Here is an 18,591-nt window from a genome sequence, read left to right as displayed (position 1 = left end):
CATCAGCGCTGCGAGTGCCCGGACTCGTCGTAATCGCGATGAGTCAGCAGGCCGGGACGAATCAGGTCGATGAAGGCGCGCGCCTCCGCACTGAGGAACTTGCCCTTGCGCATAACCACGCCATAGCTGCGCTGCGGGAAGTATTGCTTCATGTTGCGCACGGCCAGACGTCCACGATCGGCCTCGGTGATGCAGATGCCGGTGACGATCGAGATGCCCATGCCCATCGCCACGTATTCCTTGATCACGTCCCAGCCGCCCACCTCGATCGCGACGTGGTACGGCACCTGGCGCTGCTGGAACACCAGGTCGACCAGCCGGTAAGTGGACAGGCGCTGCGGCGGCAGGATCAGCCCGTACGGTGACAGATCCTCCAGCGTGATCTTCTCCTTCGCCGCCAGCGGATGATCCGGCGGCATGATCAGCATCGGGTCGTAGTGATGCACCGGTGCCCAGGCGATGTCGTTCGGCACGTCCAGCATCGAGCCGACCGCGAAGTCGGCATCGTCCGCACGCAGCAGCGCCATGCCGTCCTTGCCGGTGACATTGGCCAGCTGAAGCTGCACGGCAGGAAAGCGCTCGCGAAAACGACGCACCAGCTCGGGCAGCAGGTACTGGATGGTCGAGGTACCGGCCGCGATGGTCAGCCGGCCACCCTGCAGTCCCTGCACCCGACTCTGGAAGTCGCGATCGAGGGTTTCCCAGCCCTCGACCAGTGGCCGCGCCAGCTCATACAGCGCCTCGCCGGCATTGGTGAGGTTGATGCGCCGGCGCCGACGCTCGACCAGGCTCACCCCGAGTTCCCGTTCCAGTGCCTGCAGCTGCAGGCTGATCGTCGGTTGCGACAGGTACAACGCTTCGGCGGCACGGGTCAGCGTGCCCAGTTTCACCACCGTCACAAATGCCCGTAACTGCTTGTGGCGATTGCCTTTGTAGTAGTAACGGGCACCGCTTTCATTCGCCGGTTCGCCGCCGGTCGGCTTTTTTGTTGCGCTGCGGCGCACTTTTTTGGGTTTGTTCAGCGATTCAACCGGTCTTTTCATGTTTCCAATTCAATATGTTAGACATAACATTGTCAACGCTCATAGGAATGATTGAAACATTCACTTTGTCAAACACATGATTCGTGACCTAGCTTCGGAGTCCCAAGAGAACGGAGCGAAGTCATGGCAGTACCCAGGGAACGACTCGAGTCGGGCACGATCGAGATCCACGCCGACCGCAGCGGTTACGAAAGCATCCTGACGCCCGCCGCACTGGGTTTCCTGACGCAACTGCATCGTCAGTTCGAGTCCACACGGCAGCGCCTGCTGCAGGCCCGACGCGTCCGCCAGGCGGGTTACGACGCCGGCGAGCTGCCGGATTTCCGTGCCGACACGGCCGCGATCCGCGAGTCGGACTGGCGCGTGGCACCAATTCCGGCGGCACTGCAGGATCGCCGCGTCGAGATCACCGGCCCGGTCGAGCGCAAGATGATCATCAACGCGCTGAACTCCGGCGCGAAGGTGTTCATGGCTGACTTCGAGGATTCCTCGGCACCGACCTTCGCCAACCAGCTCGACGGCCAGCTCAACCTGCGCGACGCAGTGAACGGCACGATCGAACTCACCACGGCCGAAGGCAAGCACTACCGCGTCAATGCCAATCCCGCCGTGCTGGTGGTGCGCCCGCGCGGCTGGCACCTGATCGACAAGCACCTCAGCGTGGATGGCGAACCGATGGCCGGCGCGCTGGTCGATTTCGGCCTGTTCGTGTTCCACAACGCCCACGCTCTGCAGACGCGCGACCGCGGCCCGTACTTCTACCTGCCCAAGCTGGAGGCGATGGAAGAAGCAGCGCTGTGGGACGAGGTGATGGCGCTGGCCGAGAGCGAGCTGAACCTGCCGACCGGCTGCATGAAGGCCACCGTGCTGATCGAGACGCTGCCAGCAGCGTTCCAGATGCACGAAATCCTGCACGCGTTGCGTGGCCGCATCGTCGGCCTCAACTGCGGTCGCTGGGATTACATCTTCTCGTATCTGAAAACCCTGCGCGGCCATCGCGACCGCCTGCTGCCGGAACGCGGCCAAGTGCTGATGACCGTGCCGTTCCTGAAGGCGTATTCGGAGCTCCTGATCCAGACCTGCCACCGCCGCGGCGCATTCGCGATGGGCGGCATGGCGGCGCAGATTCCGATCAAGGGCGATGACGCTGCGAACGAAGCTGCACTGGCCAAGGTGCGTACCGACAAGCTGCGCGAGGTGCAGGCCGGCCATGATGGTACCTGGGTCGCGCATCCGGCACTGGTGCCGGTGGCGCAGCAGATCTTCGACCAGTACATGCCGACACCGAACCAGCTCGATGTGCTGCGCACGGATGTGCAGGTGAGCCGCGAACAGTTGCTTGTCGCGCCGAACGGCACCATCAGCCGTGCCGGCTTCGACAACAACGTCGAAGTCTGCCTGCGCTACACCGCGGCATGGCTGGGCGGCCTCGGCTGCGTGCCGATCCACCACCTGATGGAAGACGCCGCCACTGCCGAGATCGCCCGCGCGCAGCTGTGGCAGTGGCTGCACCATGCCGACGTTCCGGCCGACGGGACGCCGGCCGGGGGGCCGCTGGAGTTCGCCGACCACGCACCGATCGACTTCGCTCTGTTCGATCACGCACTCGCGGCACATGCCCATCGCCTGCGCGACAGCGATGTACCCGGCGCACGTCGCGTCGATGCTGCCGCTGCCCTGCTGTCTGCCCTGACCCATGCCGACCAGCTCGGCAACTTCCTCACCCTGCCTGCCTACGACCAGCTCGGTTGACGCCCGCCGGCCGAGCCTCGCACCACCTTCGATTCCACGGAGCCACGCCATGAAAAACACCACGCTGCCCACTGCCGAACAGATCACCCTGGACTGGAACAACAACACCCGCTGGACCGGCATCCAGCGCAACTACACCGCCGAGGATGTGGTGCGTCTGCGCGGCACCGTCGCCATCGAACATTCGCTGGCACGCCGCGGCGCCGAACGACTGTGGAAGTCGCTGCACAAGGAAGACTTCGTCAACGCGCTCGGTGCCCTCACCGGCAATCAGGCGATGCAGCAGGTCAAGGCCGGCCTGCAGGCGATCTACCTCAGCGGCTGGCAGGTCGCGGCCGACGCCAACGTCGCCGGCGAGATGTATCCGGACCAGTCGCTGTATCCGGCGAACTCGGTGCCACTGGTGGTCAAGCGCATCAACAACACCTTGCTGCGCGCCGACCAGCTGCATCACGCCGAGGGCAAGGACGACATGGACTGGCTGGTGCCGATCGTGGCCGACGCCGAGGCTGGTTTCGGTGGCGTGCTGAACGCATTCGAGCTGATGAAGGCGATGATCGAGGCCGGTGCCGCCGGCGTGCACTTCGAGGACCAGCTGGCCTCGGTGAAGAAGTGCGGTCACATGGGCGGCAAGGTGCTGGTGCCGACGCGCGAAGCGGTGGACAAGCTGAACGCCGCGCGCCTCGCCGCCGACGTCGCCGGCGTGCCGACCCTGCTGGTAGCACGCACCGATGCCGACGCCGCCGACCTGCTCACTTCCGACATTGACGAGAACGACAAGGCCTTCGTCACCGGCGAGCGTACCGTCGAAGGCTTTTATCGCGTGCATCCAGGCCTGGACCAGGCGATCAGCCGCGGCCTCGCCTATGCGCCGTACGCCGACCTGATCTGGTGCGAGACCAGCAAGCCGAACCTGGAGGATGCACGCAAGTTCGCCGAGGCCATCCACGCGAAATTCCCGTGCAAGATGCTCGCCTACAACTGCTCACCCAGCTTCAACTGGAAGAAGAATCTGGACGACGCCACCATCGCGAAGTTCCAGACGGAACTGGGCGCGATGGGCTACAAATTCCAGTTCATCACGCTGGCCGGTTTCCACAGCCTGAACTACGGCATGTTCGACCTGGCTCACGGCTACGCGCGCCGTCAGATGAGCGCGTTCGTCGAACTGCAGGAGAAGGAATTCGCTGCGGCCGAGCGTGGCTTCACCGCAGTGAAGCATCAGCGCGAAGTGGGTACCGGTTACTTCGACGCGGTGACCCAGGCGATCCAGCAGGGCCAGTCCTCGACCACCGCGCTGACCGGTTCGACCGAGGAAGCACAGTTCGCGCCGCGGCACGCGGTCGGCTGACAGTACGCGCCGCCCTGCCCGCAGGGCGGTGCACTCAGGCGGAAACGGGCGTAGCCACGCTCGCTTCCGGCAATGCCGGTGGCACCAGCGCAATCACCGTCCAGCCCGGCTTCGGTTCCAACTCTCGCTTCGTCGAGGCCACGCGCAACGCGCCCTTTTCCTCCACCCCGAACATCAGCACCGTATTCGAACCGTATTGCTCGATGAAGTGCGGCCAGTCAAACGTGGCACTGAGCCGGGTCGTCTTGATGCGCCAGCCGTGCCCGAGCATTTCGGCAAAACGGCCGTGGGTCATCTCCTCGTCGAACAGCGGCGGCGCCAACAGCGTGCCGGACAAGGCCGCTCGATCCGTGCTTTCCTGTGGCGTCAGGTTGCGTAACCGATACACCTTGTCGCGGCCAAACTCCTGCCGGTAATGCACGCAGGCCAGCGAATTGCGCTCGCGATGAGTGGACACGGCCAGCAGCCGGCCGATCCCGGTCAAATCCAGATGGCGCTCGGCATGCGGCGAGGCGGGGTTGCCGAAGAACGTGGTGAGTCCCTCCATGCGCGCCCGGCGGATGCCTTCCCAGTCATCATCGGCCAGCATTACGCGAAAGCCCGCCTCGTCCAGCGCCCTGCCGATCGCCCGCGCCACCTCGTCGGAACCGAAGATCAACAGGCCGCGCGGCTCCGGCTCGGCCACCTTCAGCCACTTCGCCAGCGGCCGCGCGGTCGCGCTCTGCAACACCACGGTGCCGATGATCAGGATGAAGACCAGCGGCACCAGAGCTCCGGCACCCGCCACACCCAGCGCATTGAGGCGTAGTGCAAACAGCGCCGACACCGACGCCGCCACGATACCGCGCGGCGCCACCCAGCCGATTAGGGCGCGCTCGCGCCAGGTCAGTGCGCTGCCCAGACTCGACAGCAACACGGTCAGCGGCCGCACCACCAACTGGGCAATCACAAACAGCGCGATGCCGGCGCCCAGCATGCCGTCCGGCAGCGGCCAGTGCAGGCGCGCCGCCAACAGGATGAACAGCACCGACACCAGCACCGTGGTCAGGCTTTCCTTGAAGTCGAGGATGTCGTCGATGTGCACGCCGCGCATATTGCCCAGCGCGATGCCCATGATGGTCACCGCCAGCAATCCCGATTCATGGGTGATCACGTTGGAGACACTGAAGGCAAACAGCACCGCCGCCAGCACCGCGTAGTTCTGCAGGTATTCGGGAATCATTTGTCGGCGCAGCAGGGATCCTGTCAGCCACGCACTCAGCGCACCGATCACCGTGCCGCAACCGATCGTGGCGATGAAGATGCCGATGGTGTGGCCTTCTTGGCGCGACACGATCGCCTCGAAGATCAGCACCGCGAACAGCGCGCCGAGCGGATCGATCACGATGCCTTCCCAGCGCAACGTGTTGGCGATGCGCGCATTTGGCCGCAGCGTGCGCAGCATCGGTGCAATCACCGTCGGCCCGGTCACGCAGGCCAGCGCACCGAACAGCAAGGCGATCGACCAGCTCAGCCCAGCCACGAAGTGCGCCGCCAGCGCCAGCAGCAACAGCGCGGTCACCGCGCCGTAGCTGACCAGTCCGCGTACCACGTGGCCGATGCCCGGCAACTCGTGGAAGCGCAAAGTGAGGCTGCCTTCGAACAGGATCAGAGCCACTGCCAGCGACACGATCGGGAACAGCAGATCGCCCAGCAGCTTGTCCGGATCGAGCACGCCACTGACCGGCCCCAGCACGATGCCGGCCAGCAGCAGGAACAGGATCGCCGGCAGCTTCACGCGCCACGCCAGCCATTGCGACAGGAAGCCGATCATCAGCATGCCGGCGAGCATCAGGCCGAGCTCGATAGTCATCGCAATCCCTGGGAAAATATCGATGGAGTTTAGTGGTGGCGAAGCGTCCGCCTTGAACGAGTAGTTATGCGCTCACGGAATTATTCGATTGGACACAAGTTAGTCCATTTATTTTGAGCCTGCCAAGCGGAACCGTGATGTGTGAACTGCCAACCGTCGCTGCTACACGGATCTGAGGACGGCTGCGGATCTTGACGGCATAACAAGAGTGCTCCGTCCGCGCGTTGAAACCAGTAGTGATTGTGCTGATCGTATGAGGGAAATGGAGATTCTTTGCTTTTGATAAGCCTCATAAGTTCAGCTTGCTCAGGCGGAGCCGCGCGAAGCTGCCTCCACTCGGGAGATGCCTCAAGACCGCACATTTTCACTGCATTTACGCAGCTGGCTAGTGCGAACAACATTACAAGAAGTAGGAATTTGTGCATATCTGGCGGCTATCGGAACATGTGCCGGTGGATACGTCCAGCCGACCGCAGTGAACGCCAGTCGCGCAACGACCGGCAGCCCATTCAGAACCGTCGGTATTGCAGTGCTTCGGCCAGATGCTCGCGTTCAAGCAGAGCGGCACCACCATCAAGGTCGGCAATCGTGCGGGCGACCCGCAGCACGCGGTGATAGGCGCGCGCGGACAAGCCCAGCCGCTCCAGCGCCGTCTCGAACCAATGCCGTTCGACCGGACCCAGTGCGCAATCGCGCTCCAGTTCGCGCGTGCTGATTTCCGCGTTCGGCCGTCCCGCCCGCATCAGCGACTGCCGCCGCGCCTTGAGTACGCGCGCACGCACGGTAGCCGAATCCTCGTCATGCACACTGCGTGCTGAACCCAGGTCGGCCAGGGGTACCTGCGGTACTTCCACGCAAAGATCGATGCGATCAAGCAGCGGGCCGGAAATGCGCGAGCGGTAACGTTGGATCTGATCTGGCGTGCAATGACAGCGCTGACGGGGATCGCCGACGTATCCACAGGGACAGGGATTCATCGCAGCGACCAGCTGGAACTGTGCGGGGAACGTCGACTGTCGCGCCGCCCGCGAAATCACGATGTGGCCGGATTCCATCGGCTCGCGCAACACTTCCAGCACGTGCCGGCTGAACTCCGGCAACTCATCCAGGAACAGCACGCCGTTGTGCGCCAGCGAGATTTCGCCCGGGCGCGGGTACGAGCCACCTTCAACGAGGGCCACCGCCGATGCAGTATGGTGCGGCGCGCGGAATGGCCGACGTCGCCATTGCGCAAGATCCGTATCCTGCCCGGCCACCGACAGCACCGAACAGGTTTCCAGCGCCTCCGATTCGGACAACGGCGGCAGGATGCCGGGCAGCCGTTCGGCCAGCATGGTCTTGCCGGTGCCGGGCGGCCCCATCAGCAACAGGTGATGGCCCCCGACGGCGGTGATCTCCAGCGCACGGCGCGCCTGCAGCTGGCCACGCACATCACTCAAATCCGGGCCACTGTCAGCACCGCCATCACTGGGAATGCCGATCGGCGCGGACAATTCCTGCGCGCCACGCAGCCAGCCGCATACTTCGGCCAGCGTGTCCGCCACCCGCACATCCACATCCGGCACCAGCGCGGCCTCGGCAGCATTCTCGCGCGGCACCACCACGCGGCGACCGCGCGCGCGCGCGCAGCAACGCCGGCAACACACCGGAGACGCTGCGCAGCGAACCGGTCAGCGCCAGCTCACCCAGGAATTCGCAGTCATCCAGTTTCTCGCGCGGCACCTGACCGCTGGCCGCGAGGATTCCCAGCGCAATCGACAGGTCGAAACGACCGCCATCCTTGGGCAGCTCGGCTGGCGCCAGATTCACGGTGACCCGACGGTTGGGATATTCGAAAGCGGTGTTCTGGATCGCCACGCGCACGCGATCACGCGCCTCGCGCACCGCGGCTTCGGGCAGGCCGACAATATTGGTTGCCGGCAAGCCACCGGACAGGTGCACTTCCACCATCACCTGCGGCGCGGCGATCCCTTCCTGGGCGCGGCTGAGGGTGACGGCAAGACTCATGCGACCGCAGGCCGCTGACGCACGAAGGAGTCGCTGATATGCAAGGACATCACGCGACTCCATCGACAGTGCTGGATAAATAACCGCCCCCGATCGTTCTCGGGGTGAGGGTGACGGATCGGGGGCGGCTCCCGGGAGGTTGGTTGTTGCTAGCCCCCGCGGGCAGCTACGGCAGCCTCAAGTTCGGCCACGCGTCGCTCCAATTCGTCGACCTTGGCGCGGGTACGCGCCAGCACCTGTGTCTGGACTTCGAATTCTTCGCGGGTGACCAGATCGAGGCGGCGCAGTCCCTGCGCCAGAACATCCTGGAAGTTGGCGCGCAAATCCTGTTGCGCCTGTGCCAGTCCTGGCGGTACCAACGACACAAGTCGCAGGGCAATCTGATCGATATCCTGCCTGTTCATCGTGAACAGCGCCTCAAGCTTGTCGAAATGAATTCTAGATAAATGGATTGTGAGTACGCCATCGGTACGCTCCGTCAAAAACTGTAGGAATTGTCCTACACACACCGTTATCAGGCGACAACACCAAGCCAGGCAGGCAGAATGCGCTTCTGCATCGCCTGTCGTGTCGATGCCTGCCGACTGAGGAAGACCCATGAAGCTGGTCGTGGCGATCATCAAGCCATTCAAGCTGGACGATGTGCGCGAGGCGCTGGCTGAGGTCGGCGTGCAGGGCGTGACGGTGACCGAGGTGAAAGGCTTCGGTCGCCAGAAAGGCCACACCGAGCTGTACCGCGGTGCCGAATACGTGGTCGATTTCCTGCCCAAGATCAAGCTGGAAGTGGCGATTGCCGACGACCAGCTCGATCGCGTGCTGGAAGCAATCCAGCACTCCGCCCGCACCGGCAAGATCGGCGACGGCAAGATTTTCGTCAGCACGCTGGAGCAGGTGATCCGCATCCGCACCGGCGAACTGGACCACGACGCGCTCTGATCCCTGTCAGCGCACCCTGACGCGCCGGATGGTTCCGGCCCCTCAGTAACCCTCAAGCCACGAAAAAAAGTAATCCCGTGGCAGCCCGCGCCGCGCCTTGCCGCGCACGGCTTATCCCCCGACTTGTGCACAACTTGTTGGGTTGACCCTGCCCGGTGCACCCGATATGTTGTGTCCGTCGGTGCCCGTCCAGACGCGATCGTCGGTCGGGCTTAAAAGGGAATCCGGTGTAATTCCGGAACTGCCCCGCAGCGGTAAAGCGGAAACGAACGTCGCCACATGCACTGGTCGTCAACGACTGGGAAGCGGGGACAAGTAGGCGGATCGCAAGATCCATGTCCGCAAGTCCGAAGACCTGCCGGCACATCGGGACGAACGTGTCCCGGTGCGTAGTGACGGCTTCCGCGGGGAGGCACGTCGCAGTGCAGTAGGCCGCATGGCGCCTGCACTGTGACCCGTTCCCGGAATCCATCGCTTCAGGCCCTGCGCGCGGGAGCAGGTGTTTGATGTCCATGCCGGGAGCCAATAGCCATGCAACCTCAGAACACCGCTACCCGCGAGCGCACCGCCGCGCGCGTCGATTCACCCGCCGAAGCCGTGACCGAGGCAGCGGCGTCACCCGACGACACCTTCGCCCTGACCCCACCGCACAACCCGGCCCAGATGCGCGTGACCAAGCGCAACGGCGGCCAGGAAACCGTCGACGTCAACAAGATCGTGCGCGCGGTGACCCGCAGCAGCGAAGGTCTGCATGGCGTCGACCCGCTGCGCGTGGCGCTGAAGACCATCGGCGGCCTTTACGACGGCGCCACCACCCAGGAGCTGGACCAGCTTTCGATCCGCACCGCCGCGGCATTGACGGCTGAAGAGCCGGAGTACGGCCAGCTCGCCGCGCGCCTGCTCGGGGCCTACATCGACAAGGAAGTGAGCGGCCAGGAAATCCAGAGTTTCTCGCAGTCGATCGCGCGCGGCGCGGAACTGGGCATCCTCAACGCGCGCCTGCGCGACTTCGTCGCCATCAACGCACGCAAGTTGAACGACGCGATCGATCCGCTCGCCACGCGCCGCTTCGAATACTTCGGTCTGCGCACGGTGTACGACCGTTACCTGCTGCGCCATCCGCAGCTGCGTTTCGTGATCGAGACGCCGCAGCATTTCTTCATGCGCATCGCCTGCGCGCTCGGCGGCAACGAGATCGGCGAAACGCTGGAACTCTATCGGCTGCTGTCCTCGTTGGAATACATCGCCAGCTCGCCCACCCTGTTCAACGCCGGCACCGCACACGAGCAGCTGAGCTCGTGTTACCTGCTCGACTCGCCGCTCGACTCGCTGGAGTCGATCTACGACAAGTACGCCGACGTCGCCAAGCTCAGCAAGTTCGCCGGCGGCATCGGCCTGGCTTATTCGCGGGTGCGTTCGCGTGGCTCGCTGATCAAGGGTACCAACGGCCATTCGAATGGCCTGCTGCCGTGGCTGAAGACGCTGGACGCCTCGGTCGCCGCGGTGAACCAAGGTGGCAAGCGCAAGGGTGCGGCCTGCGTGTATCTCGAATCGTGGCACGCCGACATCGAGGATTTTCTCGCGCTGCGCGACAACACCGGCGATGACGCACGTCGCGCGCATAACCTCAACATCGCGAACTGGATTCCCGACGAATTCATGCGCCGCGTCGAAAGCGATGGCGACTGGTCGCTGTTCGATCCGAAGGTGATGCCTCATCTGGTCGACAGCTGGGGCGAGACGTTCGATCGCGCCTATCGCGAAGCCGAAGCGAACGGCCTCGCCGTGAAGACGGTGAAAGCGCGCGAGTTGTATGCCCGCATGATGCGCACGCTGGCACAGACCGGCAACGGCTGGATGACGTTCAAGGATCGCTGCAACGCCACCAGCAACCAGACCGCTCATCCCGACAATGTGATCCACCTGTCCAACCTGTGCACCGAGATTCTCGAAGTGAGCTCGGCCAGCGAAACGGCCGTGTGCAATCTGGGCTCGGTGAACCTGGCGCGGCACGTGGTCCGCGCCGCCGATGAAAGCTACGCGTTCGATTTCGAACAGCTCGCCTCGACCGTGCGTACCGCCGTGCGCCAGCTCAACCGGGTGATCGATCTCAACTTCTATCCGATCAACACCGCGCGTACTGCCAACATGAAGTGGCGGCCGGTTGGTCTCGGCGTGATGGGCCTACAGGACGTGTTCTTCAAACTGCGGCTGCCGTTCGATTCAACCGAAGCGCTGGCACTGTCCACCCGCATCGCCGAGGAGATCTATTTCCACGCGCTGTCGATGTCGACCGAACTGGCCGCGGTCGAAGGCGCACACCCGGGCTTCGCCGAGAGCCGCGCGGCGAACGGTGAACTGCAGTTCGACTACTGGCCGAATGCCACGCCGCAAGACAGCGCGCGCTGGGATGCGCTGCGCGAACGCATCAAGCAACATGGCCTGCGCAACTCTTTGCTGATCGCGATTGCCCCGACTGCCACGATCGCCTCGATCGCCGGCTGCTACGAGTGCATCGAGCCGCAGGTCAGCAACCTGTTCAAGCGCGAGACGCTGTCGGGCGATTTCCTGCAGGTCAATCGTTACCTTGCCGACGAACTGAAGACACTCGGCCTGTGGACGTCAGAAATTCGCGACGCGATCAAACTGGCGGAAGGCTCGATCCAGGGCATAACCGTGATTCCGGAACGCCTGCGCGCGATCTATCGCACGGTGTGGGAGCTGCCGCAGAAGGCACTGATCGAACTCGGTGCCGCGCGTGGTGCCTACATCGACCAGAGCCAGTCGCTGAACCTGTTCATGGAAAACCCGAACATCGGCCAGCTCAGCTCGATGTACATGTACGCATGGAAGGCCGGCATCAAGACCACCTATTACCTGCGCTCGCGCCCCGCCACCAAGATCACCAAAACCACCGTGTCGACGGACAAGACCGTGCTGGTCGTGGATCAGGCGCAGGCCAATGCCGCGGTGTTCTGCTCGCTGGAAAACCCCGAGTACTGCGAGGCTTGCCAGTGACGAGCAGGAAGTGAATGAAGAGGAGTGAGGAGTGAGAGAAGGCAAAGAGCCCGTTTCTCACTCCTCTTTGCTAGGGCGGCCTTGTGATCGCAGGCGTTGGCGGAATGTCGTTAGCATGCGGCTGGTTTCGTCGACGCATTCCCGAAGGGAATGCGTTTGCGCAACATCCATCCAACCGATCTCTTCACACAGCGTCAGCTGGGTTTCCAATTCCGCAAGCGAGCCTTGCGCAATGGTGAGGAATTGGCGTTTCTCCGCCTTCGACTCCCGAGTCCAGCCTTCAGCAATATTGCTTGGCACAGATACCGCCGCCCGGGTCATTTGCGCACGCATGCCATACGTCTCTTCACGCGGAAGGAACCGCATGAGCCGATAGACCTCCAGAGCGACTTGCATGGCTCTCTTCCAGACCACCGTCTCTCGATAATGCATAGGAACACCTCCATGTCCGAAACATCGTCTCTCACTTCTCACTCCTCTTCACTCTCTCCTTCGCTCCTCGACCCGGGATTCGAGCTCACCCTGCGCCCGATGCGTTATCCCGGTTTCTACGAGATGTACCGCAACGCGATCAAGAACACCTGGACGGTCGAGGAAGTGGATTTCTCGATGGACACGGCCGACCTCTCGTCGAAGATGTCCGCCGCCGATCGCCACCTGATCCATCGCCTGGTAGCGTTCTTCGCCACCGGCGACACCATCGTGTCGAACAACCTGGTGCTGAATCTGTATCAGCACATCAATTCGCCCGAAGCACGCATGTATTTGTCGCGCCAGCTGTACGAGGAGGCGCTGCATGTGCAGTTCTACCTCACCCTGCTCGACACCTATATTCCTGATCCGGCCGAGCGCAACAAGGCGTTCGCGGCGATCGAGAACATCCCCTCGATCCGCGCCAAGGGCGAGTTCTGCTTCAAGTGGATCGATTCGATCCAGGGCCTGCAGCGACTGGAAACGCGCGAACAGCGGCGGCAGTTCCTGCTCAACCTGATCTGCTTCGCCGCCTGCATCGAAGGCCTGTTCTTCTATGCAGCATTCGCCTACGTCTACTACCTGCGCTCGCGCGGCCTGCTGCATGGCCTCGCCGCGGGTACCAACTGGGTGTTCCGCGACGAGAGCGGCCACATGGCCTTCGCATTCGATGTCGTGCGCACGGTGCGCGAACAGGAGCCCGAGCTGTTCGACGACACCATGCGCGCGCAGGTCGAGCAGATGATGGAAGACGCGATCGCCTGCGAAACCCTGTTCGCCGAGGACGTGCTCTCCGGCGGCGTGGTCGGCCTGTCGGTGAAGGACATGCGCCAGTACCTCGAATACTGCGCCGACCAGCGCCTGGCCCAGCTCGACATGCCGAAGAAGTACGGCGCGAAGAACCCGTTCGACTTCATGGATCTGCAGGACGTACAGGAAGTGACCAATTTCTTCGAGCGCCGGGTGTCGGCGTATCAAGTCGGCGTGCAAGGGGAAGTGGCGTTCGACGTGGCGTTCTGACGCGCCTGGTTCGCCGGTTGGCCCGGCTGTGCCACGCAGCGAGCGCCGGGAGTGCCGCCCGGCCTATTGACTACACGTGTAAGCATGGCGTAGCGTGACTACATATGTAGTCACGCGGACCTCCGGCCATGCGCAAATCCACCATAGGCGACCAGGAACTGGCGCTGCTGCATCACATCGACGAATGCGGCCATGCCTCGGTAGGTGAAGTGGCCATCGGCTACGGCGAGCCGCGCGGACTGGCGCGCTCCACCGTGCTGACCATGATGGAACGCCTGCGCAGCAAGGGATATCTCAAGCGCCGGCAGGTCAAGGGCATGTACCGCTACAGCACCGCCACCGGGCCCGGTGAGGCAATGCGCAGCGCCGTCGGCAGCTTTGTCGAGAAAACGCTGAGCGGTTCGGTCTCGCCGTTCGTGGCCTGGATGTCCGAGCACGCCGAGGTCTCCGACACCGAACTGGCGCAGTTGGAAGCGCTGGTCACGCAGCTGCAGTCCAAGCGCAAGGAGTCGTGAGATGAACGCGATTCACACCCTGACCGATACCTTGCTGGTCCGCCTCGCCTGGACATCCGCGCAGGCGGTATTGCTGATCGGCGCGCTATGGCTGCTGGGTCGCTGGATGCCGCGATTGTCACCGGCGATCCGCTGCATGCTGTGGTGGATACTCAGCGTGCAGTTGATCGTCGGCTTGGTCGCCAGCACACCGGTAGAACTGCCGCTGCTGTCTCCGGCATCGCCGCCCGCACCCATCGCAGCAACGGCCAGTCCACAGATCGCCGCGATCGCGCCATCGGACGAAGCCGCCACGCCATCAGAGGTTGCCGTGCCGTCCTTGCCAACGGCTCCGACGATGACAACCGCGCAGACGACAACGCACGCGTCGACGCCGACGCGCCCGTTCCCCTGGCGTTCGTTTGTGGTGACCATGTGGCTCGCCGGCCTGCTTGCACAGTTGCTGCTCGTCGCGCGGCAATGGCGGAAAACGCGCCAGGTGCTACGCGAATCCACGCCACTGCACGATGCAAAGCTGCAGGCAGCGTGTGTACAGCAGGTCCGCATGCTCGGCTTGCGCCACTGTCCTCAGTTGCGCATGTCACATGCGATTACGTCGCCCCAGGTAACCGGTCTGTGGCACCCCTGCGTCCTGCTGCCAGCCAACGAGGTACTGACGCCGGAAGAATCATCGATGGCGCTCGCCCACGAGCTAGCCCATCTGCGTCGCGGCGATCTCTGGCTGGGTTGGGCACCGGCGATTGCGCAACGGCTGTTCTTTTTCCACCCACTGGTGGCGTGGGCGATGCGCGAGTACGCACTTCATCGCGAAGCCGCCTGTGATGCGCAGGTGCTGCAGCAGCATAGTGCGGCACCGCAGGATTACGGGCGCCTGCTGTTGCGCCTCGGCGTGGCCTATCCCATGCACTCCGGCCTCGCCGGTGCATCTCCAACATTCCAGAACCTCAGGAGGCGACTGATCATGTTGCAGCAAAACACCAACGCCATGTCGCGCACGCGCGGCTGGATACTCGTCGCACTCGTCGCACTTGCCGGCGTGCTTCCTTATCGCGTCACCGCAAGTAGTACGGATCAGGCACAGGCAAGTCCGGACACGGCTGTGACAGCAGCCCCTGCTGCTCACCCTGCTCCGGCTCCTGCAGCACTCCCCGCCATGCCATCGCTGCCGGGCGCATTGCCAACTCATCTGGCTCCGCCACCACCACCGCTTCCGCCGCTTCCGCCTGTGGCGCCCCCTGCACCACCACCTCCTCCCGTTCCGCCGAGCTTCGGTGGCTTCTCGGCCCGGCACATCGACATCGACACCCGCGCCAATGCCAGCGATGGCTTTGCACTGTTCGATGGCGACACCATCACAATCAACGGTTCGGATACCGACCTCGCCGCGGTCAAGGATCTGCACCAGGCGAACAAGGCCCCCATGCTGTGGTTCCGCCACGGCAGCGCTGCCTACATCATTCGCGACAAGGCATTCCTCGAACACGCCAGGAACATTTATGCACCGCTGACCGAACTGGCACGCCAGCAAGGTCAGCTTGCGGGCGAACAGGGCCGGCTTGCCGGCCAGCAGGCCGGCCTGGCCGCGCGTGATGCCGGGTTCGCCCAGGAGCAGGCCGAGCTAGCACAGCGACAGGCGCAATTCTCGGCACAAGCGGCAGTGCAAACGACCGACGACAAGCGAGCGCTCGACGCGCAACGGCGCACACTCGAGGCAGAACAGGCGCGGCTCGAGCAACGCCACGCGGCATTGCGGAGTGAACTCGATGCCAGTCAGCGCACCTTGGAGTCGCAGCAGGCAGGGCTTGAAAAACAGCAGCACGCGCTGGAGCAACGCCAGCAACAAGCCGCACATGACGCCGAGCAGGCGATGAACAAGCTGCTGAACGAAGCACTGGCGAAAGGCCTGGCCGAGAACGTAAGCCGGCGCTGAGTAACGCCGCAGCGACCGGATTGCCGTTACCCGCGCGCTGCCGGCGCACGCGGCCATCCATTTCGCCGGCAGTCAGTTCGAAGGCTCAACGAGCCGCCTGTTTCGGCAGGCGGTGCCGGGAAACTGCGTCCGCAGATGGCCAGGAGATTCCACGATGTTCGGCTACTACCTCGCTCTTGCGCTGCGCAGCCTGAAACGCAGCAAGGTGCTTACCGCGCTGATGATCCTCGCCATCGGCCTGGGCATCGGCGCCAGCATGACCATGATCACCGTGCTGCATGTGATGTCGGGCGATCCGCTGCCCGGCCGCAGCGCGCAGTTGTTTGTGCCACAGCTCGACGCCCGCCCGCTGGTGCGCAGCAAGACCACCAAGGACAGTGCGCCCAACGGCAACCTGACCTGGCCGGATGCGATGAATCTGCTGCGCGCCCATCGCGCGGATCGGCAGGCCGCGATGGCCTCGGGTTCGGCGCCAATCCGTCCCCTGCAGAGTTCGCTGCGACCGTTCTTCCAGTCCGGACACTATGTCACGGCAGACTTCTTTCCGATGTTCGACGTGCCGTTCCGTGCCGGCGGCGGCTGGACCGCACAGGAGGACGAGCAGCGCGCGCGGGTCATCGTGCTCAACGCCGAGCTCAGCCACAAGTTGTTCGGTGACATGCCCAGCATCGGCCGCACGGTGCGACTGAAGAACACCGACTTCCGCGTGATCGGCGTGCTGGACGACTGGTATCCGCAGCCGACCTTCTATACCCAGGTCAACGACCGCGCCTTCGGCAAGACCGACGAGTTTTTCCTGCCGCTGCAGACGGCGCTGGATCTGCAGCTCAATTTCGTCGGCAATTTCATGTGCTGGGGCAACGGCGGCGATGCCCGTACCAGCGACCACTGCAACTGGTTGCAGTTCTGGGTTCAGCTGGACAACCCGGCCAAGGCACGCGCCTATCGGGATTTCCTCGGCGACTACTGGCGCGATCAGCAGGCGCATGGCCGCTTTCCACGCCCCGTAGATGCCCGGCTCTACGGCCTGATGGACTGGCTCACCAGGCAGCAGGTGATCCCCTCCGACCTGCGCCTGCAGCTGTGGCTGGCGCTGGGTTTTCTCGGCGTATGCATGCTCAACATCGTCGGCCTGCTGCTGGCGAAATTCCTGCGCCGCAGCGGCGAGGTCAGCGTGCGCCGGGCCTTGGGTGCACGGCGACGTGACATCTTCCTGCAGTTCGGCATCGAGTCGTCGGTGATCGGGCTGGCCGGCGGCGTGCTGGGCCTCGGTATCGCCGAGCTCGGCCTGTGGAGCGTGCGCCAGCGTCCCGACGGCTACGCGCAACTGGCTCAGATGGATGCCGCCATGTTGCTCGGCACGTTTGCGCTGGCGGTATGCGCCAGCGTGCTGGCCGGACTGCTGCCGGCCTGGCGCGCCTGCCACATCGCTCCCGCCCTGCAGCTCAAGACCCAATGAGGTGATCCATGCCACTGCGACCGCTGCTATCCAGCCTTACCCGCCACAAGCTCACCGTGCTGCTGCTGGTGCTGCAGGTCGGCCTGACCTGCGCCATCGTCTGCAATGTGGTGTTCATGATCGTCAACCGCACCGCCCAGCTGCGTCAGCCCAGCGGACTGGCCGAGGATGAGCTGGTGACGGTCGAAAGCATCGGCCTGGACGAGAACGAAAATCCACTGACCCGACATGCCGCCGACGTGGCCGCCCTGCGCCAGATCCCCGGCGTGAGATCCGTGGCCGCGGTCGATGCGCTGCCGTTCAACGGCAACGACTGGAGCAATGGCATCGCCACCACGCCGAACGCCGAAACCGACCTCACCGCCACCGCCTACAACGGCACCCCGGGCGAGCTCGGAACGCTGGGTCTGCATCTGGTCGGGGGGCGCGATTTCCTGCCTGACGAATACCTGCCGATGGACAGTGCGCATGACTGGGCCGGCATCAACCATGTACCGGTCACCATCATTACCCGCGCGCTGGCCGAGCGGTTGTTTCCGGGTCAGAGCGCGCTGGGCAAGGAGATCTATCCCGGCGACAATCCGGTACGCGTCGTCGGCGTGGTCGATCATCTGCTGCGGCCGCAGCTGCGCGAGGCCGTGGGCAACGAGTACAGCACCCTGCTTCCGCTGTTGCCGGACACCGTGGATATCAGCTATGTCCTGCGCACCGCGCCGCAGGAACGCGAGCGCGTGCTGCAACAGGCGAGCGACGTGCTGAACCAACTCGATGGCAATCGTATCCTGCGAAAATCGCAGACCTTCACCCAGTTGCGCGACGACTACTTCCGCCGCAACCGCACCATGATCGGCCTGCTGCTGGCGGCGGCGGCCGGGCTGCTGTTCGTCACCGCGCTGGGTATCGCCGGCCTCGCCAGTTTCTGGGTGCAGCAACGACGGCGCTCGATCGGCATTCGCCGCGCCATCGGCGCCACTCGCGGCGACATCCTGCGTTATGTGCAGACCGAGAATTTCCTGATCGTCAGCGGTGGCACCGTGCTGGGCATGCTGCTGGCCTATGCAGTCAACCTGTGGTTGATGACGCATTACGAACTGCCGCGACTGCCGTTCCTCTACCTGCCGATCGGCGCCGTCCTGCTGTGGCTGCTCGGCCAAGGCGCGGTGCTCGGCCCGGCGCTGCGCGCGGCAGCGGTACCGCCGGTGGTGGCCACCCGGGCGGACTGACCGGCAGGGCGTGC

General features: G+C 64.0%; 13 protein-coding genes, 1 pseudogene and 1 riboswitch. Of the genes and pseudogenes, 9 read left to right on the top strand and 5 right to left on the bottom strand.

Features of this window, described 5'->3' with window-relative positions; genetic code table 11:
• Positions 1–2: 2 nt before the first annotated feature.
• Complete coding sequence (locus GSQ75_RS16450; RefSeq protein ID WP_158755964.1) at positions 3–1,043, bottom strand: LysR family transcriptional regulator; 1,041 nt, start codon at positions 1,041–1,043, stop codon at positions 3–5.
• Positions 1,044–1,166: 123 nt separating this feature from the next.
• On the opposite strand from GSQ75_RS16450, the gene aceB reads away from it, so the two are divergent.
• Together aceB and aceA are read left to right on the top strand one after the other, a co-directional pair.
• A complete protein-coding gene (gene aceB / locus GSQ75_RS16445) occupies positions 1,167–2,795 on the top strand; it encodes a malate synthase A (protein WP_158755963.1) in 1,629 nt (542 codons plus the stop codon).
• A gap of 49 nt (positions 2,796–2,844) precedes the next feature.
• Positions 2,845–4,146 (top strand): isocitrate lyase, encoded by a 1,302-nt coding sequence (aceA, locus tag GSQ75_RS16440; protein WP_158755962.1) that lies wholly within the window; start codon positions 2,845–2,847, stop codon positions 4,144–4,146.
• Between the two features lie 34 nt (positions 4,147–4,180).
• Here aceA and GSQ75_RS16435 read toward each other — a convergent pair whose 3' ends face one another.
• The 3 genes and pseudogenes from GSQ75_RS16435 to GSQ75_RS16425 all read right to left on the bottom strand — a co-directional run bounded on the left by GSQ75_RS16435 (position 4,181) and on the right by GSQ75_RS16425 (position 8,409).
• The gene (locus tag GSQ75_RS16435) at positions 4,181–5,998 is read right to left on the bottom strand and encodes a sodium:proton antiporter (protein ID WP_158755961.1); all 1,818 of its coding nucleotides are present in this window, start codon (positions 5,996–5,998) and stop codon (positions 4,181–4,183) included.
• Between the two features lie 509 nt (positions 5,999–6,507).
• Positions 6,508–8,005, bottom strand: a pseudogene (locus GSQ75_RS16430) (YifB family Mg chelatase-like AAA ATPase).
• Between the two features lie 149 nt (positions 8,006–8,154).
• Positions 8,155–8,409, bottom strand: coding sequence for an accessory factor UbiK family protein (locus tag GSQ75_RS16425; protein ID WP_158755960.1), 255 nt, complete (start codon positions 8,407–8,409; stop codon positions 8,155–8,157).
• A 193-nt stretch (positions 8,410–8,602) separates the two neighbouring features.
• Between GSQ75_RS16425 and glnK the strand changes: the two genes are divergently transcribed.
• Both glnK and GSQ75_RS16415 read left to right on the top strand, forming a co-directional pair.
• The gene (gene glnK / locus GSQ75_RS16420; RefSeq protein WP_077440644.1) at positions 8,603–8,941 is read left to right on the top strand and encodes a P-II family nitrogen regulator; all 339 of its coding nucleotides are present in this window, start codon (positions 8,603–8,605) and stop codon (positions 8,939–8,941) included.
• 162 nt (positions 8,942–9,103) lie between these two features.
• Positions 9,104–9,319, top strand: a riboswitch (cobalamin riboswitch).
• Between the two features lie 153 nt (positions 9,320–9,472).
• Positions 9,473–11,959, top strand: coding sequence for a ribonucleoside-diphosphate reductase subunit alpha (locus GSQ75_RS16415; RefSeq protein WP_158755959.1), 2,487 nt, complete (start codon positions 9,473–9,475; stop codon positions 11,957–11,959).
• A 57-nt stretch (positions 11,960–12,016) separates the two neighbouring features.
• On the opposite strand, the gene GSQ75_RS16410 is transcribed toward GSQ75_RS16415, so the two are convergent.
• A complete protein-coding gene (locus GSQ75_RS16410) occupies positions 12,017–12,391 on the bottom strand; it encodes a four helix bundle protein (RefSeq protein WP_256369807.1) in 375 nt (124 codons plus the stop codon).
• Between the two features lie 12 nt (positions 12,392–12,403).
• Between GSQ75_RS16410 and GSQ75_RS16405 the strand changes: the two genes are divergently transcribed.
• From GSQ75_RS16405 to GSQ75_RS16385, 5 genes are all read left to right on the top strand, one after another.
• Positions 12,404–13,450, top strand: a complete 1,047-nt coding sequence (locus tag GSQ75_RS16405) for a ribonucleotide-diphosphate reductase subunit beta (protein WP_158755957.1) — start codon at positions 12,404–12,406, stop codon at positions 13,448–13,450.
• Positions 13,451–13,578: 128 nt separating this feature from the next.
• On the top strand, positions 13,579–13,965 hold the full coding sequence (locus tag GSQ75_RS16400) for a BlaI/MecI/CopY family transcriptional regulator (RefSeq protein WP_158755956.1): 387 nt from the start codon (positions 13,579–13,581) through the stop codon (positions 13,963–13,965).
• Between the two features lies 1 nt (position 13,966).
• Positions 13,967–15,895, top strand: coding sequence for a M56 family metallopeptidase (locus GSQ75_RS16395; RefSeq protein WP_158755955.1), 1,929 nt, complete (start codon positions 13,967–13,969; stop codon positions 15,893–15,895).
• A 154-nt stretch (positions 15,896–16,049) separates the two neighbouring features.
• Positions 16,050–17,354, top strand: a complete 1,305-nt coding sequence (locus tag GSQ75_RS16390; protein WP_158755954.1) for an ABC transporter permease — start codon at positions 16,050–16,052, stop codon at positions 17,352–17,354.
• Positions 17,355–17,362: 8 nt separating this feature from the next.
• Entirely contained in the window at positions 17,363–18,577 is a 1,215-nt protein-coding gene (locus GSQ75_RS16385) for an FtsX-like permease family protein (RefSeq protein ID WP_158755953.1), read from the top strand.
• The last annotated feature ends 14 nt before the right edge of the window (positions 18,578–18,591 follow it).

The sequence above is a fragment of the Dyella sp. S184 genome (genome assembly GCF_009766065.1).
Lineage (GTDB): Bacteria > Pseudomonadota > Gammaproteobacteria > Xanthomonadales > Rhodanobacteraceae > Rhodanobacter.
This window is presented reverse-complemented; position numbering and strand designations above follow the sequence as displayed.